Source organism: Brachymonas moutaii (nom. illeg.) (assembly GCF_049977365.1).
Lineage (GTDB): Bacteria > Pseudomonadota > Gammaproteobacteria > Burkholderiales > Burkholderiaceae_C > Brachymonas.
In genome coordinates, this window is record NZ_JBNGEN010000008.1 from 44,254 (window position 1) to 66,001 (window position 21,748).

At 65.6% G+C, this 21,748-nt stretch carries 22 protein-coding genes; 8 read left to right on the forward strand and 14 right to left on the reverse strand.

Annotation, left to right across the window (positions count from 1 at the left end):
* Nucleotides 1-38: 38 nt before the first annotated feature.
* Nucleotides 39-959 carry a phosphoribosylaminoimidazolesuccinocarboxamide synthase gene (locus ACP2WS_RS09500; RefSeq protein ID WP_426460575.1) on the reverse strand — a complete coding sequence of 307 codons (921 nt, stop codon included), beginning with the start codon at nucleotides 957-959 and terminating at the stop codon, nucleotides 39-41.
* 174 nt (nucleotides 960-1,133) lie between these two features.
* On the opposite strand from ACP2WS_RS09500, the gene ACP2WS_RS09505 reads away from it, so the two are divergent.
* On the forward strand, nucleotides 1,134-1,286 hold the full coding sequence (locus ACP2WS_RS09505) for a hypothetical protein (RefSeq protein WP_426460577.1): 153 nt from the start codon (nucleotides 1,134-1,136) through the stop codon (nucleotides 1,284-1,286).
* On the opposite strand, the gene fba is transcribed toward ACP2WS_RS09505, so the two are convergent.
* The 4 genes from fba to ACP2WS_RS09525 form a co-directional block, all read right to left on the reverse strand.
* Nucleotides 1,250-2,314 carry a class II fructose-bisphosphate aldolase gene (fba, locus tag ACP2WS_RS09510; protein WP_374491858.1) on the reverse strand — a complete coding sequence of 355 codons (1,065 nt, stop codon included), beginning with the start codon at nucleotides 2,312-2,314 and terminating at the stop codon, nucleotides 1,250-1,252. The two genes, ACP2WS_RS09505 and fba, sit on opposite strands and share 37 nt — an antisense overlap.
* 206 nt (nucleotides 2,315-2,520) lie before the next feature.
* Nucleotides 2,521-3,648 (reverse strand): fatty acid desaturase, encoded by a 1,128-nt coding sequence (locus tag ACP2WS_RS09515; protein WP_426460579.1) that lies wholly within the window; start codon nucleotides 3,646-3,648, stop codon nucleotides 2,521-2,523.
* 363 nt (nucleotides 3,649-4,011) lie between these two features.
* Entirely contained in the window at nucleotides 4,012-5,112 is a 1,101-nt protein-coding gene (locus ACP2WS_RS09520; protein ID WP_426460581.1) for an alkene reductase, read from the reverse strand.
* A 114-nt stretch (nucleotides 5,113-5,226) separates the two neighbouring features.
* Nucleotides 5,227-6,423: a phosphoglycerate kinase gene (locus tag ACP2WS_RS09525; protein WP_426460583.1), complete on the reverse strand. Its 1,197-nt coding sequence runs from the start codon at nucleotides 6,421-6,423 to the stop codon at nucleotides 5,227-5,229.
* A 278-nt stretch (nucleotides 6,424-6,701) separates the two neighbouring features.
* Between ACP2WS_RS09525 and ACP2WS_RS09530 the strand changes: the two genes are divergently transcribed.
* The gene (locus tag ACP2WS_RS09530; RefSeq protein WP_374491862.1) at nucleotides 6,702-7,154 is read left to right on the forward strand and encodes a universal stress protein; all 453 of its coding nucleotides are present in this window, start codon (nucleotides 6,702-6,704) and stop codon (nucleotides 7,152-7,154) included.
* A 277-nt stretch (nucleotides 7,155-7,431) separates the two neighbouring features.
* On the opposite strand, the gene ACP2WS_RS09535 is transcribed toward ACP2WS_RS09530, so the two are convergent.
* The 5 genes from ACP2WS_RS09535 to def all read right to left on the reverse strand — a co-directional run bounded on the left by ACP2WS_RS09535 (nucleotide 7,432) and on the right by def (nucleotide 11,626).
* Complete coding sequence (locus tag ACP2WS_RS09535) at nucleotides 7,432-8,592, reverse strand: branched-chain amino acid ABC transporter substrate-binding protein (RefSeq protein WP_426460639.1); 1,161 nt, start codon at nucleotides 8,590-8,592, stop codon at nucleotides 7,432-7,434.
* Between the two features lie 225 nt (nucleotides 8,593-8,817).
* Nucleotides 8,818-9,177 (reverse strand): AzlD domain-containing protein, encoded by a 360-nt coding sequence (locus ACP2WS_RS09540; protein WP_374491864.1) that lies wholly within the window; start codon nucleotides 9,175-9,177, stop codon nucleotides 8,818-8,820.
* Complete coding sequence (locus ACP2WS_RS09545) at nucleotides 9,174-9,941, reverse strand: AzlC family ABC transporter permease (RefSeq protein WP_426460640.1); 768 nt, start codon at nucleotides 9,939-9,941, stop codon at nucleotides 9,174-9,176. The genes ACP2WS_RS09540 and ACP2WS_RS09545 overlap by 4 nt, the downstream gene beginning before the upstream one ends.
* A gap of 79 nt (nucleotides 9,942-10,020) precedes the next feature.
* On the reverse strand, nucleotides 10,021-11,055 hold the full coding sequence (gene fmt / locus ACP2WS_RS09550) for a methionyl-tRNA formyltransferase (protein ID WP_426460586.1): 1,035 nt from the start codon (nucleotides 11,053-11,055) through the stop codon (nucleotides 10,021-10,023).
* A gap of 31 nt (nucleotides 11,056-11,086) precedes the next feature.
* Nucleotides 11,087-11,626: a peptide deformylase gene (gene def / locus ACP2WS_RS09555; RefSeq protein WP_374491867.1), complete on the reverse strand. Its 540-nt coding sequence runs from the start codon at nucleotides 11,624-11,626 to the stop codon at nucleotides 11,087-11,089.
* Between the two features lie 301 nt (nucleotides 11,627-11,927).
* On the opposite strand from def, the gene ACP2WS_RS09560 reads away from it, so the two are divergent.
* Both ACP2WS_RS09560 and dprA read left to right on the forward strand, forming a co-directional pair.
* Nucleotides 11,928-13,193: a LysM peptidoglycan-binding domain-containing protein gene (locus ACP2WS_RS09560; RefSeq protein ID WP_374491868.1), complete on the forward strand. Its 1,266-nt coding sequence runs from the start codon at nucleotides 11,928-11,930 to the stop codon at nucleotides 13,191-13,193.
* Nucleotides 13,194-13,274: 81 nt separating this feature from the next.
* Nucleotides 13,275-14,432 (forward strand): DNA-processing protein DprA, encoded by a 1,158-nt coding sequence (gene dprA / locus ACP2WS_RS09565; protein WP_426460641.1) that lies wholly within the window; start codon nucleotides 13,275-13,277, stop codon nucleotides 14,430-14,432.
* A gap of 43 nt (nucleotides 14,433-14,475) precedes the next feature.
* Here dprA and hprK read toward each other — a convergent pair whose 3' ends face one another.
* The 4 genes from hprK to ACP2WS_RS09585 form a co-directional block, all read right to left on the reverse strand.
* A complete protein-coding gene (gene hprK / locus ACP2WS_RS09570; RefSeq protein ID WP_374491869.1) occupies nucleotides 14,476-15,432 on the reverse strand; it encodes an HPr(Ser) kinase/phosphatase in 957 nt (318 codons plus the stop codon).
* A gap of 98 nt (nucleotides 15,433-15,530) precedes the next feature.
* Nucleotides 15,531-15,998 (reverse strand): PTS sugar transporter subunit IIA, encoded by a 468-nt coding sequence (locus tag ACP2WS_RS09575; RefSeq protein ID WP_426460589.1) that lies wholly within the window; start codon nucleotides 15,996-15,998, stop codon nucleotides 15,531-15,533.
* Between the two features lie 394 nt (nucleotides 15,999-16,392).
* Nucleotides 16,393-16,728, reverse strand: a complete 336-nt coding sequence (gene hpf / locus ACP2WS_RS09580) for a ribosome hibernation-promoting factor, HPF/YfiA family (RefSeq protein WP_374491871.1) — start codon at nucleotides 16,726-16,728, stop codon at nucleotides 16,393-16,395.
* A gap of 231 nt (nucleotides 16,729-16,959) precedes the next feature.
* Nucleotides 16,960-17,406: a DUF2214 family protein gene (locus ACP2WS_RS09585; protein ID WP_426460642.1), complete on the reverse strand. Its 447-nt coding sequence runs from the start codon at nucleotides 17,404-17,406 to the stop codon at nucleotides 16,960-16,962.
* Between the two features lie 71 nt (nucleotides 17,407-17,477).
* On the opposite strand from ACP2WS_RS09585, the gene aroC reads away from it, so the two are divergent.
* The 4 genes from aroC to corA all read left to right on the forward strand — a co-directional run bounded on the left by aroC (nucleotide 17,478) and on the right by corA (nucleotide 21,445).
* Nucleotides 17,478-18,572, forward strand: coding sequence for a chorismate synthase (aroC, locus tag ACP2WS_RS09590; protein WP_426460591.1), 1,095 nt, complete (start codon nucleotides 17,478-17,480; stop codon nucleotides 18,570-18,572).
* 19 nt (nucleotides 18,573-18,591) lie between these two features.
* Complete coding sequence (locus ACP2WS_RS09595) at nucleotides 18,592-19,491, forward strand: hypothetical protein (RefSeq protein ID WP_426460593.1); 900 nt, start codon at nucleotides 18,592-18,594, stop codon at nucleotides 19,489-19,491.
* A gap of 25 nt (nucleotides 19,492-19,516) precedes the next feature.
* Nucleotides 19,517-20,146 carry an alpha-ketoglutarate-dependent dioxygenase AlkB family protein gene (locus ACP2WS_RS09600; RefSeq protein WP_426460595.1) on the forward strand — a complete coding sequence of 210 codons (630 nt, stop codon included), beginning with the start codon at nucleotides 19,517-19,519 and terminating at the stop codon, nucleotides 20,144-20,146.
* Between the two features lie 312 nt (nucleotides 20,147-20,458).
* On the forward strand, nucleotides 20,459-21,445 hold the full coding sequence (gene corA, locus ACP2WS_RS09605) for a magnesium/cobalt transporter CorA (RefSeq protein ID WP_374491876.1): 987 nt from the start codon (nucleotides 20,459-20,461) through the stop codon (nucleotides 21,443-21,445).
* The last annotated feature ends 303 nt before the right edge of the window (nucleotides 21,446-21,748 follow it).

A 21,748-nucleotide genomic window follows, 5' to 3' on the forward strand; every position in this document is an offset into this window, starting at 1 on the left:
CTGCTGCAGCGTTGCGATGCGAACCGCGGAGGGGTCGGTCAGCGCGTCAGCGCTTCGAGTGCCTCGCGGTACTTGGCCGCAGTGTTGTCGATGACTTCCTGCGGCAGGGTGGGTGCGGGCGGCTGCTTGGTCCAAGGCTTGCCGTCGACAGTGGCGGTCTGGAGCCAGTCGCGCAGATACTGCTTGTCGTAGCTCGGGGGATTGAGGCCGGCGTCGAAGGCGGCCTGATAGCCGGCTTCGGGCCAGTAGCGGGAGCTGTCGGGGGTAAGCACCTCGTCCATCAGGGTGAGGGTGCCGTTCTCGTCAAGGCCGAACTCGAACTTGGTGTCGGCAATGATGATGCCCTTGGTGCGTGCAAAGGCAGCGGCAGTGCGGTAGAGCTCGATGCTCACCTCGCGCATGCGGGCGGCCAGCTCCTTGCCGATGGTCTGCTCGACCTTCTCGAAGCTGATGTTCTCGTCATGCTCGCCCACTTCGGCCTTGGCAGCCGGGGTGAAGATGGGCTCGGGCAGCGGGGAGGCATTGCGCAGCCCGGCGGGCAGGGGCACACCGCACACGCTCTGGCTTTCCTGGTATTCGGTCCAGCCGCTGCCGGCCAGATAGCCACGCACCACGGCTTCGATGGGCAGGGGCTTGAGGCGCTTGACCAGCATGCTGCGCCCCGTCACCTGGGCCACTTCGTCAGGCTGCACCACGCTCTCGGGTGCTTCGCCGGTCAGGTGGTTGGGCACGATGCCCTTGAGGCGCTCGAACCAGAACAGGGCCATGCGCGTGAGCAGCGCGCCCTTGCCGGGAATGGGCTGGCCCATGATGACATCGAACGCGCTGATGCGGTCACTCGCGACCATGAGAATGCGGTCGTCGCCCACGGCATAGTTGTCGCGCACCTTGCCGCGTGCAAGGAGCGGCAGGGAGTGGATGGAGGAGGTATGGAGGGCGGCGGGGGTGTCTGCAGACATGGAAATATCCTGTTCCTGTGACGGAAGGGTAGAAAGAAACGATCTGCCCATTTTATGCCGCCGCCCCTGCTGGGCGCTGCGCAGTTGCCGCGTGCATGCCCGGCCCCGCGACCTCGCGGCCGTCCATGGCGCCGTTGCCACCACCCCTTTGCTGCCGCACAAAAGAAAAAGCGCATGGCCCGTTCCCACGGCACCATGCGCCCTGCAGCCTTCCTGCCGGCCCCGGATCTGGTGCCGCACCAGACCCACGGCCGTGCAGACGCCGAATGGACAGCCAGCTCGACGCTGCGTTACTGCACGACCTGCGCGAGCGCGCCGGTGGCGTAGAGCTCGGCCATCTCGGACAGCGGAATGCCCTTGATCTTGCCACCCTGCCCTTCGCAGCCGAATTCGAGGTAGCGCTGCTTGCAGACGGCCTTGGCGGCTTCGCGGGCAGGCTTCATCCATTCACGCATGTCGAACTTGGAGGGATTCTCTGCCATGAACTTGCGCACGGCACCGGTCATGGCCAGGCGAATGTCGGTGTCGATGTTGATCTTGCGCACGCCGTACTTGATGGCTTCCTGGATTTCCTCGACGGGCACGCCGTAGGTTTCCTTCATCTGACCGCCGTACTGGTTGATGATCGCCAGCAGGTCCTGCGGCACCGACGACGATCCGTGCATCACCAGGTGGGTGTTGGGAATGCGGGCGTGGATTTCCTTGACGCGCGAAATCGCCAGAATGTCCCCGGTGGGCTTGCGGGTGAACTTGTAGGCGCCGTGGCTGGTGCCGATGGCAATGGCCAGAGCATCGAGCTGGGTGGCCTTGACGAACTGGGCTGCCTCTTCGGGATCGGTCAGCATCTGGCTGTGATCGAGCTTGCCTTCGGCGCCGATGCCGTCTTCCTCACCCGCCTCGCCGGTTTCGAGCGACCCCAGACAGCCGAGCTCCCCTTCGACGGTGGCGCCGATCCTGTGGGCCATGGCCACGACATCGCGGGTCACCTGCACGTTGTAGTCGAAGCTCGAAGGCGTCTTGCCGTCTTCCTTGAGCGAACCGTCCATCATGACCGAGCCGAAGCCCAGGCGCAGGGCGCCCTCGCACACGGCCGGAGACGTGCCGTGATCCTGGTGCATCACCAGCGGAATGTGCGGATAGGCCTCGGAGGCGGCGGCAATCAGGTGCTTGATGAAGCTCTCGCCTGCGTACTTGCGGGCCCCTGCACTGGCCTGCAGGATCACGGGCGCACCGACTTCGTCGGCAGCCGCCATCACGGCCTGCACCTGCTCGAGGTTGTTGACATTGAAGGCAGGGATGCCATAGCCGTTTTCGGCGGCATGGTCGAGCAGTTCGCGCATGGAAACGAGAGGCATGGAAATTCCTTCGGGAAATAGAACGTGAAAATATTGGGTATGTCCAGATACAGCCTACTGATTTTAGGGCCTGTTGGCCCCCGCGCCTAGAACCTGGCCCTCCCTGCTCGCTGTGGACTGCCGCGAACGCCCCCACTCCCCCCGCTCGCGCATGAAAAAGCCGCCCCATGTGGGGCGGCTCGGAATGCGTCGGGCGCGGAGCGGAATCAGGCGGGAACCACCGTGGCGTCAAGGCGCGGAGTGCTGGTGGCCTGGCCGGCAAAGTCGGTCCAGCAGCGCTTCTCGAAACAGTAGAGCTTGCACTTGCGGGCCGTGTCGAAATACCACTTCCACGAAAAGCGCTGCACCACGATGCGGCTGGGCAGCAGGTCTTCGAGACGCTGCTGTGCCTGCTGGAGGTGGTAGAGCGGAATGCTCATGTCCACGTGGTGCGCGGTGTGCTCCATGATGTGGTGCATGAGCGCACCGATGCGGAAGGGGAAGGTCAGGTGCACGGTGGTGGACACAAAGGGCGCTGCCTTGCCCCAGGCGGTTTTGTCCTTCTGCCAGCTCACCTTCTCGTGGGTGTGGTGCACATAGACCACGAAACCGATCATGGTGACCCAGAACAGGAAGGGAATCACGGCACCGAAGAGCACGGCCTGCCACACCGACTGCCCGAAGCCCCAGGCCAGCGCCACCACGGCCGCCAGCCACAGCACGGCAAAGGCCAGCACCAGCACGTTGTCCCAGATGAACACGGAACGGCGCGTGGGCATGTGCTTGCGGCTGGGGAAGAATTCACGCTTCCACCAGATCTCGATCATGTAGTACAGCCCCGGAGCCCAGCCGCTGCGATAGAGCCGCTGCAGCAGGCGTCCCATGGGAGACAGGGCGTCATATTCCTCCTGCGTGAGCGGTTCCCACACGAAGTCCACCCCCTTGAGGCAGGTGTAGCCGTGGTGGATGACGTTGTGTCCCACATCCCACAGGCTGTAGGCGGTGAGCGAAGGCAGGAAGGCGATGCGTCCCAGCCACTTGTTGAGGGTGCGGTGGGGAGTGAGGCTCTGGTGGCAGGCGTCGTGCCCGATGATGAACAGACGCCCGGTCACAAAGCCTGCGGCCATGCCGCACAACAGCTGCAGCCACCAGGCATCGAACAGCACGGCTCCAGCCACAAAGGCGGCAAAGAGCACATAGTCAAGCGCCATGAGCGCAAACGCATGCCAGCTGTCTCGCTGGGCAAAGGGCGCCGTCCAGGACCGGATCACCTTGCGGTGGGGAAGGGGCTGGTCGGGCGCAATGGGCTGCTGCGCAGGAGCAGCGGAATCAACTGCGGGAATCGAATCGTTCATCAACGTGCAAACACTCGCAAAGAGTCGGCGCAAGGAACTGCCATGCTGCGCCTTTTCATGTGATGGGTTCTGCAGACCCCCTCCGCCGCGGGCGGAAGGCTCCAGCAGAAACCGGCATCATCGTCATTCATTCTATGAACCGCGCAAGAGAAACACCAGCAAAATCATTAACCGCAACAAGGACTTGTGTCACAGTTGTATCGCATTGCGCAGTGCTGTGCGAACGGGGCCACAGGCAAGGGCCTGCATGCTACCCGATGCCCGCCGTGCGGCACAGGACACACCACGGTGCCACCTGTGCCGCTGTAGCAATCGCACCACCGTGCGAAAGCCGCAGCAGGGCTCTACCGCCGTTTTCCGGGTTCAGGCGGCCAGCGGGGCGTAGTCGGTGTAGCCGTGCGCGCCGCCGCCATAGAGCGTGGCTGGATCAGGCCGGCGCAGGGCAGCGCCCTCGGCCAGACGGGCCACCACATCGGGATTGCCGATGAACGGCACCCCAAAGGCCACGGCCCGCGCGCGGCCGCTGGACACCGCAGCGGCCGCCGAATCGCCGGTGTAGCCGTCATTGGCCACATAGGCACCATGCCAGTAGGGCAGCAGGCGCTGCACGTCCACCATGGGCATGCCGGCTTCGGGCTGACCGAGCCCGGCCTGATGCTCGACCAGGTGCAGATACGCCAGACCCCGGGTGTCGAGCTGGGCCATGGCGTACGAGAAGGTGCGGAAGGGATCGCTGTCACGCATGCCGTTGAAGGGGTTGTTGGGCGACAGGCGCACCCCCACGCGGGAAGCGGGCCATACGGAAGTCACGGCATCGACCACGCGCAGCAGCAGGCGGGCCCGGTTCTGCACGGAGCCGCCATAGGCATCGGTGCGGCGGTTGGCCCCGTCGCGCAGGAACTGGTCGAGCAGATAGCCGTTGGCCCCGTGGATTTCCACGCCATCGAAACCGGCATCCATGGCCAGCTGGGCGGCATGGCGGTATTCCTCGACCACGCCGTCGATTTCCTCCACGGTGAGCGCATGCGGAGTCTCGAAGGGCAGCTTGCCCCGAGGCGTATGCACCAGCCCCGGAATCGCCAGGGCGCTGGGAGCGACTGGCAGGCCCCCCCCAGGCTGGAGGCTCGAATGCGAGGCCCGCCCCACATGCCAGAGCTGCAGCACGATGAGACCGCCGCGCGCATGCACGGCCGAGGTGATGCGCCGCCAGGCGCGGGACTGCGCCTCGGTATAGATGCCGGGGGTGCCGACGTAACCCTTGCCCCGGGGGCTGATCTGCACCCCCTCGCTGACGATGAGGCCGGCCGTGGCGCGCTGCTGGTAGTACGTGGCCATGAGCGGCGTGGGCATGTCCCCCTGCGCCGCGCGGCAGCGCGTGAGAGGAGCCATGACGATGCGGTTTCTCAGGGCCAGATCACCCAGATGGGTGGCGGTGTAGAGAGGGGAATGCAGAAAGGTGTTCATGGGAACCAGTGTAGCCAGCCCCTGTTTTTCCCCGTCTGCTCCCTCCACAAAATCCTACTGCGATCAGGGGCACTGCGCCGGGCAGGCACCGCCCGCCCGGGGTCCCGTGCGCGCTCAGCCCTGGGCGCGCTTGCCCAGAATATCGAAGGCCGGCAGGGTCTTGCCTTCGAGCACTTCCAGGAAGGCGCCGCCGCCGGTGGAGATGTAGCCCACCTGCTGCTCGATGCCGTACTTGGCGATCGCGGCCAGGGTGTCGCCCCCACCTGCGATGCTGAAGGCCGGAGAGGCCGCAATGGCACGTGCCAGCGTTTCGGTACCATGCGAGAAGGGCTCGAACTCGAACACGCCGACCGGGCCGTTCCAGACGATGGTGCCGGCCGACTGCAGCCGCTCTGCGAGCATCTGGGCGGTGCGGGGACCGATGTCGAGGATCAGGTCGTCCTCGGCCACGTCGTGGGCGTCCTTGATCTGGGCGGGAGCGTCGGCCTTGAATTCCTTGGCCACCACCACGTCGACGGGGATCGGCACTTCGGCGCCACGGGCCTTCATCTTGTCCATGACCTTGCGGGCGTCCTCCACCAGATCGGGCTCGGCCAGCGACTTGCCGATAGGCAGGCCCGCAGCGAGCATGAACGTGTTGGCGATGCCGCCCCCCACGATCAGGCCGTCGACCTTTTCGGCCAGGCTCTGCAGAATGGTGAGCTTGGTGCTGACCTTGCTGCCGGCCACAATGGCCACGAGCGGGCGCCGGGGATTGGCCAGTGCCTTGCTGATGGCATCCATTTCGGCCGCCAGCAGCGGACCGGCACAGGCGATGGGAGCGTGTTCGGCGATGCCGTAGGTCGTCCCCTCGGCGCGGTGGGAAGTACCGAAGGCGTCATGCACGAAGATGTCGCACAGACGGGCCAGCTTGTGGGCCAGCTCGGGCTTGTTTTTCTTCTCGCCCACATTCAGGCGGCAGTTTTCGAGCAGCACGACCTGCCCGGGCTGTACCTCGACGCCGTCGACCCAGTCGCTCACGAGGGGAACCTCGCGCCCCAGCAGCTCCGAAAGGCGCTGTGCCACGGGCGCCAGCGAATCCTGCGGCTGGAAGGCGCCTTCGGTGGGACGGCCGAGGTGGCTGGTGACCATGACGGCTGCGCCGCCGTCGAGCGCCATGCGGATGGCCGGCAGCGAGGCCCGGATGCGGGTATCCTCGGTGATGTGGCCTGCGTCATCCAGCGGCACGTTGAGGTCGGCGCGGATGAAGACGCGTTTGCCCTTGGCCTGGCCCTTGTCGCACAGGTCGGAGAAGCGGATGAATGGCTGCATGGCGGTCATGGTCTGATGGGTGATGATGAAAAAAAGAAAACGGAACCATTACGGCCCGATTATAGAAACCGCCCCTGACGGCCCGGTAACGGGTGCCATGCCCTGCACACGGCCGCCCTGCCCCTGTGTGCGGCCCTGCTGCCGCGACTGCCGGAGGACGCGAAGCCTTACGGTACCATGGAGGTCTCTGGCGGCGGCGCCGAAACAGGGCCCGGAGCGCACCGCGCTCGCCTCGTCTGCGGCGACATGCCTGCCCCTCTGCCACAAGGAACTTCACCGTGAACATCCTCATCCCCGTCGATGGCACCGAACTCTCGCTGCACGTGACCCGCTTTGCCCTGCGCCTGGCGCAGGAAGGGCTCAAGACCCGCATCATCCTGGCCAATGCCCAGGAACCGGCCTCGCTCTACGAGCGCCTGACCAGCCACGACGACGCCCGCATGCTCGCCGACATGACCCAGGAAACCGGCGAGGACATGATCGAATCGGCACGCCGGCTGGTGAACAACGCCGGACTGGTGCACGAGTCGGTGGTCATCACGGGCGATCCGGCTGCGTCCATCATCGAACTGGCCCAGATCCATGCCTGCGACCTCATCGTGATGGGAACCCGTGCGCTGGGAGCCCTGCGCAGCGCCATCGAAGGCTCGGTGTCGCGCTCGGTGGTCGAAGGCGCCACGGTGCCCGTGCTCATCGTCAAGGCGCCCGACCCGATCCGCGACGAGGCCTGACTTTCCGCCTTCCTCCTGCCGCCCGGCTCCGGGCCGACAGCGGCCTCTGCAGAGGTGCACCACGGGTGTCATGCAGGGGCAGACCATGGACATGGACATGAAAAAACCGGCTGCCAGTGCGCCGGTTTTTTCATGCGTGCATACAGTTCAGCATGCGGCAAGGGGCAGCGCAGGCTGCACAGCGAGGTGTCGAAGCCTGTGCAGGGGGCACCATGCGCCCTGCACTGCTCGCCCCCTGCGCGTGCCGCCGCGCCCCAGGTGCCGCGGGTACCATACCTTACATTTCGGTGCGCTTGCCGTCCTTGTAGGTGTAGAGCGTGACGGCGGGCTTCTGGAGCTCGCCCTTGTCGGTGAAGCTGATGTCTCCGACCAGTCCCTTGAAGTGGATCGCCGCCAGCTTGGGCAGGTACACCTTGGGATCGGTGGAGTTGGCATCCTTCATGGCCTGCACCAGCACGCGGGTGGCATCGTAGGCATACGGGCTGTAGATCTGGAACTGGCCGTTGTACTTGGCGTTGTACTTCTTGAGCCAGTCTGCACCCCCGTTCATCTTCTGCACCGAAGCCCCGCCTGTGGCGCAGGTCACGTTGGCCACGGTCTTGGCATTGCCGGCCAGGGTAGGCAGCTTCTCGGTACAGATGGCATCGCCCCCGAAGAGCTTGACGTTGGTCATGCCGAGCTGCTCCATCTGGCGCAGCATGGGGCCGGCCTGTGCGTCGAGCCCGCCGTAGAAGATGGCGTCGGGGTTCTTGGCCTTGATGGCAGTGAGAATGGCCATGAAGTCGGTGGCCTTGTCGTTGGTGAACTGCGCATCCAGCACCTGGATGCCGTCCTTGGCAGCGGTTTCCTTGAACACGGCAGCCAGGCCCTGCCCCAGCGCCGTGCGGTCGTCGACGATCACGGCCGTCTTGACCCCGCTCTTGGCGGCATGGTCCACCACGCTGGCACCCAGCTGGTTGTCGTTGGCGATCATGCGGAACACGTTCCTGTAGCCCGGCTTGGTCAGGTCGGGGTTGGTGGCGGAAGCCGTCACCATGGGAATTCCGCACTTGTTGTAGACAGTGGAGGCGGGAATAGAGGTGCCGGACTGCAGGTGTCCCACCACGGCCACGACCTTGGCGTCGCACATCTTCTGAGCCACGGCGGTGGCCTGCTTGGGATCGCCGGCATCGTCCTCGGCCATGAGCTTGAACTGCACAGGCTTGCCGCCGATCACGGGATGCTCGGCATTGATCTCGTCGAGTGCCAGACGAACGCCGTTTTCGACATCCTTGCCGATGTGGGCAATGCCGCCGGAGATCGGACCAACGGTGCCGAACAGCACCTCATTGCCTCCTGCCGCTGCGGCAGAGCTGCCGCCTTGCGGACCGGAGCCCTTGGAACAGCCGGCCAGGGCTCCCAAAGCGGCCATGGCCACGACGCCGAGTGTCCAGCGCAGAGTGCGACGATTGTGCATGAATGACTCCTTTTCCTTGATGTTCGGGGACGAAGCCCTCTGCCGCGCTTCGCCGCAGTTCGGCATTCCGAACACAGGGTGGCAGGCAGGGAGCAGGATCAGTCTGTCAGTGTAATGCAAGGATTGTGCCCTGACCAGTGCCGGGAACCCTTCCGCAGCCTCCCTGCCCACTCCGGCTGCCGGGCTGCCGGCTTCCTCTTGCCTCCCTTACCAGCCCAGTGCCAGATGCAGGGGCAGGTACACGGCCATGCCGGCCACGATGGTGCCCATGACGCTGTGCCGGTGCAGATACCATGCCACCCCCGCCAGGGCACCAAAGATGCGTGCATCGTTCCAGACCGTGAAGTGCCCGTGGGTCAGCAGAATCTCCGGGCCCAGCACCGCGGCCAGCGCTGCCACCGGCGCATAGCGCAGGCCCCGCCGGAACCACAGGGGCAGGTGCAGAGGCCGCGACGAGAGAAAGAACAGGCTGCGCGACACCACGGTGATCACCGTCATGCCCAGAATGATGACGAGCGTGAGCCAGTCGGTCTGGCCGGGCACGGGCAGCAGGTGCGCAGCGGTCATGGCTGGCGCTCCAGGGCGGCCTCGCGGGCTTCGCGCTCCTCGGTGGCCTGCCGCAGCACGGTGTATTCGAGCGCCACGCACAGGGCCACAGCCACCAGAATGCCGGCCACCAGATTGAGCCGCAGCGGCAGCGCAGCCGTGAGCACCGCCACGCCGGCAGCCAGCACGGCTGCGAGCACCCGCATGCGGCTGTCGAGCATGGCGCAGGCCACACCCAGCACAGCGAGCGTGCCCGCAAATCCCAGCCCCCACGACAGCGGAAAGAACTGCGCGGCCAGCACGCCCGTCAGGCAGGACACGCACCAGTTGACATAGTTGCTCACCGTGCTTCCCATGTACCAGGCCACCCGCTCGCCACGCCCGGCCGGGTCGGACACGGCATGGGGGTAGCGCTGCACGAAGAGCACATAATTCACATCGCCCGACAGGTAGCCAAACAGCATGCGCTCCCGAAACGGCAGGTGGATGGCGTAGTCGCGCAGATGGGCGCTGAACACCACAAAGCGCAGATTGACGCAGAAGGCCGCCGCCAGCACCACCCACACCGGTGCCCCGGCGGCAATGAGTGGCAGGGCCGCGAGCTGTGCCGTGCCCGCAAACACGAGCAGCGTCATGAGCACGCCCTCGACGAGACTCAGTCCCGAATTGGTCATGGCCACCCCGGTCATCAGCCCCCAGGCGGCAATGCCGAGCCACACGGGCAGATAGTCACGTGCGCCCTGCCGAAAGGCGGCCTGCCGCCACATGGCAGGCGAAAGCACCACGGGTTCGAGCTGCCAGTCCCGCGCGGGAATCGCCTCGCGGGCATGGTCCACGCAGGGCACAGAGGCCGACATGATGCACTCAGCTCCGCCCGGCGGGCTGGGCCGGCGCCGGTTCCCGATGGCCGCCCAGCAGCGTGCCCACCGGCAGGGCCACCCCCCGCAGCCAGTCCGCCGCCGGGAGCCGCTTGCCCCCGGCACGCTGCAGCTGCGTCAGGCACAGGGCACTGCGGGGCTCCTGCCCGCCGCACGCCACATGGATGCCCTGGGCATCGATGGCCAGCACCTGGCCGCACTGCACACCGGCCGGCACCGGCACGGCAGAGCGCTCGGCTCCCCAGATCTTGACGATTTCCTCTGCATGCCCATGTCCCAGCGGCATCGTGGTCGACGCGCCTGGAAAGGGGCAGAACGCCCGCACCCGGCGCCCAAGGGCAGCTGCCGGCAGATTCCAGTCGACCGGAGCCTCGCTCTTCTCGATCTTGTGCGCATAGGTCACGCCGGCCTCCGGCTGGGGCACTCGTGCAAGAGCCTCGCCCCGGGCCAGCTGCTTCAGCAGGGCGACGATCTCCTGCCCCCCCAGCACAGCCAGCCGGTCGTGGAGACTGGCCGTCGTGTCATCGTCCGCAATCGATACGCGCGCCACACGCAGCATGTCGCCGGTATCCAGGCCCGCATCCATCTGCATGAGGGTGATGCCCGTCTCCGCATCCCCGGCCTCGATGGCACGGTGAATGGGCGCCGCGCCGCGCCAGCGCGGCAGCAGGCTGGCATGGATGTTGAGGCAGCCCAGCCGCGGCAGGTCGAGCACCCACTGCGGCAGGATGAGCCCATAGGCCGCCACCACCATCACATCGGGCTGAACCGCCTGCAGCGCATCCCGCGCCGCAGCCGCTTCGTCGGGCCAGCGGCCATCGAGGCGCAGGCTGCGGGGCTGGAGGACTTCAATGCCATGGGCCAGCGCGGTGCGCTTGACGGGCGAGGCCTGCAGCTTCATGCCACGGCCGGCCGGCCGATCGGGCTGGGTCAGCACCAGAGGCACGGCGTGCCCGGCCTGCAGAATGGCATCGAGCGCCACCTGGGCAAATTCCGGCGTGCCGGCAAACACCACCTTCATCTTGGGATTCCTTGTCGTGTCGATGCGCCGCTCAGCGGGCCTCGGTGGCCACATGCGCCTGTTCGCGGGCCAGCTCGCGCTGGGCCTTGACCATCTTGCTCTTGATGCGGGTGCGCTTGAGTGGACTGAGGTATTCCACGAAGACCTTGCCCCTGAGGTGATCCATCTCGTGCTGCAGACACACCGCCAGCAGACCCTCGGCCTCGATCACGCGGCTCTGGCCGTGCCGGTCCAGCGCCTTGACATGCACCTGCGCAGCCCGCTCGACCCCGTCGTACACGCCCGGCACGGACAGGCAGCCTTCCTCGCCCTTGAGGCGCTCCTCGCTCATCCAGACCACTTCGGGGTTGATGACCACGAGCGGCTGGTTGCGCTCCTCGGACACATCGATCACCACAAGCTGCTCGTGATGGTCGACCTGGGTCGCCGCCAGGCCCACCCCGCGGGCGTCGTACATGGTCTCGAACATGTCGTCGATCACGCGGTGCAGGCGTTCGTCGAACGCCGTGACCGGCTTGGCGACCGTGTGCAGGCGGGAATCCGGATAGACGAGAATGGGGAGCTTGGCCATGAATGAAAATGCAGAAACTGAAAAGAAAACACCCGTCGCGCTGCAGCAGACGGCAGCCAACGGTGCGGGCGCGTAGCCTCTCTGGCAGCAACTGACAGAGACAGCCACCACCACATGCCCCAGGTGGGGCCATGCCCGTATTTTCCCCGTTTTGGCAAAGTCGTGGCGCGAAGAGAACAAATGCACGCGCAGGTCCCGGCAGAACCCGCCAATCCGCCGGCCCTGTTACCCGATGCAAGTATTGTGAGATATGCTTTGGAGGCTTGTTGTCTTTTCTCCTACAAACCATCGGCTGCACATCATGAGCACTTCCCCTTCCTGGCAAACGCGTCGCACCATGCTGCGCAAGATGGTCGCCGTGGCCGGCCTGGGAGCGGCGGCCGGCGCCGGGCATCTGGCTTGGGCCCGCACCTATCCCGTCACCCCCGACCAGCGCCGGATGGCCCGGGCCACTGCCGCGCGCGGAGTTCCCATCAGCGAACTGGCGCCCCATGCCCCCTCCGAATACGTCGTCAAGCGCGGGGATACGCTGTGGGACATCTCGGGCAAGTTCCTCCGGCATGCATGGCGCTGGCCCGAGCTGTGGGGCATGAATCTGGCCCAGATCCGCAACCCCAACCTCATCTATCCGGGCCAGCTCCTCTGGCTGGAAATCGTCAACGGTCGCGCCCGTCTGCGCACCGGGCGCATGCTCAGCCGCGGCAGCAGCAATGGTCGCCTCTCTCCGCAGGTGCGGGTCGAGTCGCTGGGAGACACGGCCATCCCCACCGTGCCACCGCAGCTCATCGAGCCCTTCCTGTCGGAACCGCTGATCCTGCAGGAAGACACGCTCCGCAACGCCCCGCGCATCGTCGCCCCGCAGGAAAACCGCGAACTCATGAGCAAGGGAGACCGTGCCTATGCGCGCGGCCCCGACGGCCACCCTCTCGAAGACCGCGGCAGCGATGAAGCCAACATGTACCGCATCTTCCGCGAGGCCGTTCCCATCAAGGACCCCGCCACCAAGGAAATCCTGGGCTACGAGGCCCACTACGTCGGCCGCGCCCTGCTCGTGCAGGGCGAGAGTGTCAGCACCTCGGCCGATGGCGGGGCAGCTGGCGTTCCCGTGCCCGCATCGCTCGACATCGTGAGCGCCAAGGAAGAAGTCCGCGTCGGCGACCGCCTGCTGCCCGAACCCGAACGCGAACTCCTCACCCACAATCCGCACGCGCCTTTCGTCGAAGTGCATGCCCTGATCGCCTCGGTGTACGGCCTGGCCGTGCAGAACGTGGGCCAGAACCAGATCGTCACGATCAACAAGGGCACGCAGGACGGCATCACGCGGGGCGACGTGCTGGCCATCATCAGCTCGGGCCGCCGCACCGTGGACAAGACCGAAGACCGCCATCAGGACATCAAGCTCCCGGACGAACGCAACGGCCTGCTCTACGTGTTCCGTCCGTTCGAGCGCGCGTCCTACGCGCTGGTGATCGAAATCCGCGACCCGGTGAAGATCGGCGACCGGGCCGAGAACCCTCTCGCCCCCGCCGAAGAACCCGCCACCGACAGTCCCGAGCCGCGCTCCTGAGCCCGGCTTTCGCCACAGGCCGCCCCCAGGGCGGCCTTTTCATGTCCATACTCTCCGACGGCTGCCTCTTCCATGGACACTCTGACCCACGATGACCTCTGCGCATGGCTGCGCCTGACCCTGGCACCGGGCATCGGGCCAGATGCGGCACGGCGGCTGCTCGCAGCCTTCGGGCTCCCTGCCCAGATCCTGTCCCAGTCCCGTCTGGCGCTCGAACAGATCGTCTCGGCGCGACAGGCCGACGCCCTGCGCTCCTCCTCCGAGGAGGTCGACGCACAGATCGCACGCACCTGGCAATGGCTGCAGGATGCCCCCCCCGAGGTGCCACGCCGGGTCATTCCCCTGGGCCATTCCCATTACCCGGCCAGCCTGCTGCAGATGGCCGATCCTCCGGTGCTGCTCTATGCACTGGGGCAGGTCGACGCCCTTCCGGACCTGTGCGGCATCGCCATGGTGGGCAGCCGCAACCCCACGCCCCAGGGAGCCGACAATGCCCGCCAGTTCGCCCGCTGCTTTGCCCAGATGGGCTGGACCGTGGTATCGGGACTCGCACTCGGCATCGATGGTGCCGCGCACGAAGGCGCTCTCCAGGGCGCCACGGAAGCCGCCTCTGCCCCGCAGCGCCCCCTGGCCACGATCGCCGTCGTGGGCACCGGACTGGACCGGGTCTACCCGCGCCAGCACCGCGACCTGGCACACCGCATCGCGCGGCACGGTCTTCTGCTGAGCGAGTACCCGCTTGGCGCCCCTCCCCTCACGCACCACTTCCCCCGGCGCAACCGCCTCATTGCCGGCCTGAGCCATGGCGTGCTCGTGGTCGAAGCCGCCCTGCAGTCAGGTTCGCTGATCACCGCACGCCTCGCCAGCGAACAGGGCAAGGAAGTGTTCGCCATCCCCGGCTCCATTCACTCGCCCCAGTCGCGCGGCTGCCATGCCCTCATCCGGCAGGGGGCCAAGCTGGTGGAACGTGCCGAGGATGTGCTCGAAGAGCTGCGCCCCCTGCTGGCCCGCTCCCCGCTGCCTGCCGCTGCCGCCACCGATGCGCCCGCCAGTCCCGCCCCGGCGCCCGGCCACCCCGTGCTGGAAGCCATGGGGCATGACCCGGTGAATCTCGACGCCCTGCTGGCCCGCACCGGACTGGACATGGCCGCACTGCAGGCCGAACTGCTCACGCTCGAACTCGATGGCCGGGTCGGCCGACTGCCGGGCGGGCTGTATCAGCGCATCGGCAGCGCCTGACAGAAACCCTCCGCCAGCCGGGCTGGCATCCGCCTCCCCCGGTTCAGTCTTCGCCACCGTTCTCGATGGCCGCACGCTGCCGGGCTGCGAACTCCTCGTAGGTGTTGATGCCACGCAGCTCCAGAATCATGTTGCGCACGGCCGCCTCCACCAGCACGGCAATGTTGCGCCCCACCACCACCTGGATGATGGCCTTGCGGATCGGCACCCCCAGCACCGCCTGGTAGATGGGTGCCGTGGGCATGCGCTCGTAGTCGCGCTCCATGGTTTCCTTGCGCACCAGATGCACGATGAGCCGCAGCCGCATGCGCCTGCGCACGGCAATCTCGCCAAAGATCTGCTTGATGTCGAGCAGACCTATGCCCCGCACCTCCATCAGGTTCTGCAGCAGCTCGGGACAGCGGCCCTCGATGGTGGTCTGGTTGACCCGGAAAAAATCGACTGCATCATCGGCCACCAGTCCGTTGCCGCGCGAAATCAGCTCCAGCCCCAGTTCGCTCTTGCCCAGGCCGGACTCTCCCGTGATGAGCACCCCCAGCCCCAGAATGTCCATGAACACCCCATGCATGGTGTCCCGGTTGGCAAAGTGCTTGGACAGGTAGGTGCGCAGCAGGTCGATCACATACGCGGCGCGCTCCTCGGTGGCAAAGAGCGGAATCTGGGCGCGCTCGCACATCTGCAGCAGTGCGTCGGGCGGCGTCTGCGCATCGGCCACGATCAGCACCGGCGGCTCCAGCGTCACGATGCGGGCAATGCGCCGCGCCACATCCTCGCGCGAGGACGTGGTGATGTAGCTGATTTCCCGCGCGCCCAGCACCTGCACCCGGTAGGGATGGATGTAGTTGAGATACCCGACCAGATCCGCCCCCGAGGAGGCCTCGCTCACGGCCACCTCCTCGAAGCGGCGCTCGGAAGCTCCCAGCCCGGCAAGCCAGTGCCAGCCCAGTGTGGAGCGGAAATCCTCGAACAGTACGTCGGCGCTGATGGCGGTATGTTTCATGGCTGGCGGGCAATCATCGGAAAAAGGTGCTCCGATGGTAATGCAGCAACCCGCCTCTCACCACTTTGTCGGGGGGCGAAGGCCCCGCCGGTTGCGCGTCAGGCGGCCTGCACCGACTGCCAGTCGACCACGAGCTGATGCAGCATGCCGGCATCCTCTGCGTGCATCATGCGTTCGCGCAGCTCGCCATCGCTGAGCATCTCGGCGATTTCGGAAAGAATTTCCAGATGCTTCTGCGTGGCCGCCTCCGGCACAAGCAGAAAGATCAGCAGGCTCACAGGCTGATCGTCGGGCGCATCGAAGCCGATCGGGTGTTCGAGCTGGAACAGGGCAGCCAACGGCGCCTTGAGCCCCTTGATGCGGCCATGCGGAATCGCCACTCCGTGCCCCAGGCTGGTCGATCCCAGGCGCTCTCGTGCAAAGAGACTGTCGGTGATGAGGGCCCGATTGAGGTGATGCAGTTCCTCGAACAGGAGGCCGACTTCTTCAAATGCACGCTTTTTGCTGCTGGCGTCCACATGGACGACCACCTGCTCAGCCGGAAGGATGGAAGCTAGACGATTCATAGAAACAGCCAAAAAATACCGTCTGCATTATGCACAAATGTGTGCCATGCCCTACGGAAAAACCCGTACATGCCTCCAGCGGAGCCGTGATCGCGTACCCCATCCCGGCGGCGGCTTCCATTTTGAAAACGAACGCCTGACATTTCCCTGTCCGGCATTCCGACCCTGCAACAGGGTTATTGCCCATCTGCAGCCCTTGCTGCAGGCCTTTCATGCGCCGGCACCCCGCAGAATGCAGGCTCCGAGGCATTCAGGGTGTCCATGATGCCACCATGCCCATAAAAAAGGCAACCGCCACCACGGCGGTTGCCCGGAGAAAGAGTCCCTGCACAGTCAGGGGATGAAGCGCGCAGCCTCACTCCTCTATGCGCAGGGCATCAGTCCATGCATCCGATCAGACGTGTTCCATGCGCTTCTGCGCCTGGGCCTGGTAATCCTGCAGTTTTTCCTTGTATCGGCCCACCTGGCGGTCGAGCTTGTCCATGAGGTCGTCGATGGCAGCATACATGTCGTGCTGGCTGCTTTCGACATGGAGCTCATCGCCCTTGACCAGCATGTTGCACTCGGCATGCTGACGGCGTTCCTTTTCCTTTTCGTTGAGGATCGACAGGGTCACCCGCACATCGACCACCTGATCGAAATGGCGCAGGATACGCTCCAGCTTGGTGGACACGTAGTCGCGCAGGGCGGGAGTGACTTCGAGATGGCGTCCGCTGATATTGAGATTCATGGATCCTCCTGTAGGCATGGCAGGAATGGCAACGACCGGAAACCGCACTGCGGTGCATCCGGATGGCGGAGGTCGTCGTCACAACCCACCGCACGCATCGAACATGTTCGTTGCTTCTACTATGCCACCGCAAAAGGCCGAAGTTCAAGCGCGCTGCACTTTTTTACCAGCCGCCTGCGGGCAAACCCCGATCGGCCCATCACGCACCCGGCGGCACCCTCACTCGCCCCTTCAGTAGCCTCGTGCGAGCAGCACACCCAGCAGGGGCAGCACCAGCATCAGATGCGCCGTCCAGAACATGCGCCGGCGTGTGGCATCCACTTCGGGTGCAGGCGGCAGCACTCCGGTGCCGGCCTGCATGCGGCGCCAGCGTGCCAGAGTGATGGAAGGACGCACCGACAGCACCAGCATCACCACGAAAAGCGTGACCTTGACGTGAAAGAGCGGGTTGTGCACGTACCATTCCCAGCCCTTGGCCCCCAGGGCAAACCGTGCCAGTCCCGTGGCCAGCACCGTCAGCGCAGAGCCCATGTAGATCAGATCCACGCGCGCGAGCCGCTGCACCACGGCAGCATTCATCCAGGCCGGACGGCACAGCGCCACTTCGGCGCTCAGGAAGACGGTCATGGTCAGGATGGCGATCAGGTGGAGATAGGCAAGTACGACTTCGGTCATGATGGAAATGCAGATGCAGGCAGGGACTCGACTCTGGCGAGCGGCCAGCATAACTTATCCCCGATAATCGCGGGATGAGTGGCAATACCCTAGGCACCCTTTTCGCTGTCACCAACTTCGGTGAATCCCACGGCCCGGCCATCGGCTGCGTCATCGACGGCTGCCCGCCCGGCATGGCTCTGTCCACGGACGACATCCAGCCCGACCTGGATCGACGACGCCCTGGCACCAGCCGCCATGTCACCCAGCGCAACGAGGCCGATCAGGTCGAAATCCTCTCGGGCGTCTACGAAGGACGCACCACCGGCACACCGATCTGCCTGCTGATCCGCAACACCGACCAGCGCAGCAAGGACTATGGCGACATTCTCCAGACCTTCCGCCCCGGTCATGCCGACTACACCTACTGGCACAAGTACGGCATCCGGGATCCACGCGGTGGCGGGCGCTCCTCGGCCCGGCTCACAGCCCCCACGGTGGCCGCAGGGGCCGTGGCGCGCAAGTGGCTGGCCGAGCACCATGGCGTCGTCATTCGCGGCTGCATGACGCAGGTGGGCGAGATTCCCATCCCCTTCGAGAGCTGGGACCACGTGGCCCACAACGCCTTCTTTGCTCCCTGCGCCGACGTGAGCGCACTGGAGTCCTACATGGACAGCCTGCGCAAGGCCGGCGACAGCTGCGGAGCCCGCCTGCGGGTGGTGGCCAGCCATGTCCCGGTCGGATGGGGCGAGCCGCTGTATGACCGGCTCGATGCCGACATTGCCAAGGCCATGATGGGACTCAATGCCGTCAAGGGCGTGGAGATCGGCGACGGCTTCGCCAGCGTCGCCCAGCGCGGCAGCGTCCACGGCGACTCCCCCACGCCCCACGGCTTTGCCAGCAACCATGCAGGCGGCATCCTGGGCGGCATCAGCAGCGGGCAGGACATCGAGGTGTCCCTGGCCATCAAGCCCACCAGCTCGATCATGACGCCCCGCAACTCCATCACCCTGACCGGAGACGCCACCGTGGTGCAGACCAGGGGCCGGCACGATCCCTGCGTGGGCATTCGCGCCACCCCCATCGCCGAAGCGCTGCTGGCGCTGGTACTCATGGAACACGCCCTGCGGCAGCGCGCCCAGTGCGGCGATGTGCACGTCGATACCCCCGACGTGGCCCGGCTGGGCTGACTCCCCGAAGGGCACGTCCATGCGCTCGCTCTCCGGCTGGATCTCTGACCATCTGCTGCGCCACCGCATCCTGAGCGACCTGGAAGAGGCCGGTTTCTCCGAAGCCGACTGCATGGCCGTGGAGAGCACCTCCTGCATGTGGGAACAGGTCAGCCTGTTCTATCGGCAGGGAGGGCGCGTGGTCACCCTCCGCGACGGCTTTTCTGCAGCCAGCGGCGCTCCGGACCAGATCACCATCTACCGCCCTGAAGACCCCGCCGACTGCATCCACTCCACCTACGCGACGCTCGCCCACGAGCTGGGCCATGCCCTGCAGGAACCCGACCAGTGGCGCCCTCCGGGTGACTTCGCCACCGCCGATGCCTATGCCCATGCACGCGAGCTGGGTGAAGCCCATGCATGGCTCAACGAATACCTCCTGTGCATCGCCCGCGCCGACAATGCTCCCATGCCCCGCCTGGAGCTGCACATCGAGAACCGAGAGGATTTTGGCACCCATGTCGTCGAGCCCTTCTCCCTGATCGTGCAGTGGCACCACGAAGGCGCCTCGAATGCGGTCATTCTGGAACGCCTGGCCGAACTCAACTCTCACATGTTCCCAAGCGGCATGGGCCCCGGCAACCACAAGACCTATGGCCAATGCAACCGCTGGGACTACCTCATGGCCACCGGCCACCATGAGGTACTCGACAGCTTCTCGGCCGCCATGGGACGTGCCCCCCTGCCCGACGAGCAGAAGGTTCTCATGAAGTTCCATCTCCAGGGCAACTGCGTGCAGGATCCCATCGTCCCGGCCCTGTTCGAGACCGTCTACCAGGTCTACCCGGACGGACGGCCCGAAGCCCTGCTGGGCGCCGCAGCAGCCCCTGCTCCCGCCCACGGAGCTCCCGCACAACCGGCGGCGTCCGCCACCATGTGACTCGCCCCCGCATCTCCGGTCTGCCATGCCCGACGACCTGTTCGCCACTCCGGGCCTGCCCCCCATCAATCTGATCCCCCGGGATGGCGTGCTGCATGATCTGGGCACCATGCTCACGGCCCGCGAAGCCGACGCCGCCTTCCAGGCCCTGCACGCTGAAGCAGCATGGGAGCATGACACCCTGCGCATGCAGGGCCGCACCGTCGTCACCCGCCGCGAAATCGCCTGGCACGGCGATCCCGGCATGGTCTACCGCTATTCCGGACGCCCACACGCCGCAGCCCCCTGGACCCCGACGCTGCAGCATCTACGGGACGAGGTGAGTCTTCTGACCGGCTCCACCTTCAACTCCTGCCTGCTCAACCTCTACCACGACGGCCGCGAAGGCATGGGCTGGCACAGCGACGATGAACCGGAACTCGGCCCCCTGCCCTGCATCGCCTCCCTGAGCCTCGGAGCCACCCGGCGATTCCGCTTCCGCCATCGCAGCATGCCGCACACATGCGAACTGCTGCTGCATCACGGACAGCTCATCGTCATGGCGGGTACCCTGCAGCGCCACTGGCAGCACGCCCTGCCTCCCATGACAGGCATCCGGGAGCCGCGCATCAACCTCACCTTCCGCACCATCACGCTGCCACGTTCTGCCCGCTGACCTCACTTCGGCCCCCTCAGTCGCCGCGTCGCAACAGGCAGAAGGCCCCATGCCCCATTCGACCACCCAGCAGGTTTCGCACCACCACTCCGCACTGCCATGGTGCATATTGCAGTGCGATAATTCCGTGCATTCCCTCAACGGCATTTGCCCTCCCCTCATGGAACCCAGCCCGAGTTGCTGGCTTCCGCGCGACTGACGACGGTCCTTCTCCCGGACTGGCCGCACGCGACGGAAGCCAACCCCGCCCCTCCGTGCCCTGCCGGTCGCGCCTTCCGAGGTGCGACTCCGAACCGTGGATGAAACGACCCCATGCTGAACATTTTCACGCTGGCCAACGGCCGCCTGTTCCAGGAAGAAATCGAGTCGCTCGAAGAGCTCACCCGCTTCAAGCCCATCTGGGTCGACCTCGAAGACCCGACCATGGAAGAAAAGCGCTGGATCAAGCAGCACTACGGCCTCTCCATCCCCGAAGATGCGATGGACGAGGACATCGAGGAATCCGCCCGCTTCTACGAGGAAGACAACGGCGAACTGCACATCCGCTCCGACTTCCTGGTGGCTGACTTCGACGACCCCAGCACCGAGCGCGTGGCCTTCATCCTCAATCAGAACAATCCCGAGCTGCGCAGCTTCAACATCCTGTTCTCCATCCACGACGACACGGTGCCTGCCTTCCGGCTGATCCGCATGCGGGCCCGCCGCATGCCCGGGCTCATCACCGATGCCAAGGAGCTGCTGCTCAAGCTCTTCGATGCCGATGTCGAATACAGCGCCGACACGCTCGAAGAAATCCACCTCGCGCTCGAAAAGGCCAGCGATCAGGTTCTCAAGGGCGACGTCACCGACGATGTCGCCGGCGAAGTGCTTGGCACCATCGCCCGCCAGGAAGACATGAACGGCCGCATTCGCCGCAACGCCACCGACACCCGCCGTGCCGTGAGCTTCATGATGCGCAGCCGCATGCTCACGGCCGAGCAGTTCGAGGAAGCCCGCCAGATCATGCGCGACATCGACTCGCTCGACAGCCACACCACGTTCCTGTTCGACAAGATCAACTTCCTCATGGACGCCACCGTCGGCTTCATCAACATCAACCAGAACAAGATCATCAAGCTGTTCTCGGTTGCGAGCGTGGCCCTGCTTCCCCCCACGCTGGTGGCCAGTCTCTACGGCATGAACTTCAAGTTCATGCCCGAACTGGAATGGAAATTCGGCTATGCCTGGGCCATCGTCCTCATGATTGCCAGTGCGCTGCTGCCCATGTGGTACTTCCGGCGACGCGGGTGGCTCAAGTAAGCCGCCTGTCGGGTTCAAGGCGCATGCTCCGGCCACAGACACGCCGGCATACGCTCCCTTTTGAAGCATGTGCGCCTAATTGGAGCAATGCAGGGTTTCTCTGGAACACTCTTTCCGACAGCCGCGCGACATAATTGACGCACCAGATTCTCCGCTCTTCGCCGGATCATGCGCACACGAGACAGACACCCCCTCCCGCCCCGCAGGGATGCGCGCCAGGCTTCCTCGCCGGCACAGCCCCCGATCGCCCCGACACCGGACACGTCCAGCCACACCGCTTCCCGGACGCCTCTCCCGGAACAG

What these genes read in the sequence shown, in the direction of transcription:
- ACP2WS_RS09505 (WP_426460577.1), top strand. Translation starts at nt 1,134, where the DNA reads ATGGCCCGTTCCCACGGCACCATGCGCCCTGCAGCCTTCCTGCCGGCC.
- ACP2WS_RS09500 (WP_426460575.1), bottom strand. Translation starts at nt 959, where the DNA reads ATGTCTGCAGACACCCCCGCCGCCCTCCATACCTCCTCCATCCACTCC.
- ACP2WS_RS09540 (WP_374491864.1), bottom strand. Translation starts at nt 9,177, where the DNA reads ATGACCGCTGCGCACCTGCTGCCCGTGCCCGGCCAGACCGACTGGCTC.
- ACP2WS_RS09560 (WP_374491868.1), top strand. Translation starts at nt 11,928, where the DNA reads ATGAGCACTTCCCCTTCCTGGCAAACGCGTCGCACCATGCTGCGCAAG.
- fba (WP_374491858.1), bottom strand. Translation starts at nt 2,314, where the DNA reads ATGCCTCTCGTTTCCATGCGCGAACTGCTCGACCATGCCGCCGAAAAC.
- ACP2WS_RS09600 (WP_426460595.1), top strand. Translation starts at nt 19,517, where the DNA reads ATGCCCGACGACCTGTTCGCCACTCCGGGCCTGCCCCCCATCAATCTG.
- ACP2WS_RS09525 (WP_426460583.1), bottom strand. Translation starts at nt 6,423, where the DNA reads ATGCAGCCATTCATCCGCTTCTCCGACCTGTGCGACAAGGGCCAGGCC.
- ACP2WS_RS09520 (WP_426460581.1), bottom strand. Translation starts at nt 5,112, where the DNA reads ATGAACACCTTTCTGCATTCCCCTCTCTACACCGCCACCCATCTGGGT.
- corA (WP_374491876.1), top strand. Translation starts at nt 20,459, where the DNA reads ATGCTGAACATTTTCACGCTGGCCAACGGCCGCCTGTTCCAGGAAGAA.
- hprK (WP_374491869.1), bottom strand. Translation starts at nt 15,432, where the DNA reads ATGAAACATACCGCCATCAGCGCCGACGTACTGTTCGAGGATTTCCGC.
- fmt (WP_426460586.1), bottom strand. Translation starts at nt 11,055, where the DNA reads ATGAAGGTGGTGTTTGCCGGCACGCCGGAATTTGCCCAGGTGGCGCTC.
- aroC (WP_426460591.1), top strand. Translation starts at nt 17,478, where the DNA reads ATGAGTGGCAATACCCTAGGCACCCTTTTCGCTGTCACCAACTTCGGT.
- def (WP_374491867.1), bottom strand. Translation starts at nt 11,626, where the DNA reads ATGGCCAAGCTCCCCATTCTCGTCTATCCGGATTCCCGCCTGCACACG.
- ACP2WS_RS09595 (WP_426460593.1), top strand. Translation starts at nt 18,592, where the DNA reads ATGCGCTCGCTCTCCGGCTGGATCTCTGACCATCTGCTGCGCCACCGC.
- ACP2WS_RS09575 (WP_426460589.1), bottom strand. Translation starts at nt 15,998, where the DNA reads ATGAATCGTCTAGCTTCCATCCTTCCGGCTGAGCAGGTGGTCGTCCAT.
- ACP2WS_RS09515 (WP_426460579.1), bottom strand. Translation starts at nt 3,648, where the DNA reads ATGAACGATTCGATTCCCGCAGTTGATTCCGCTGCTCCTGCGCAGCAG.
- hpf (WP_374491871.1), bottom strand. Translation starts at nt 16,728, where the DNA reads ATGAATCTCAATATCAGCGGACGCCATCTCGAAGTCACTCCCGCCCTG.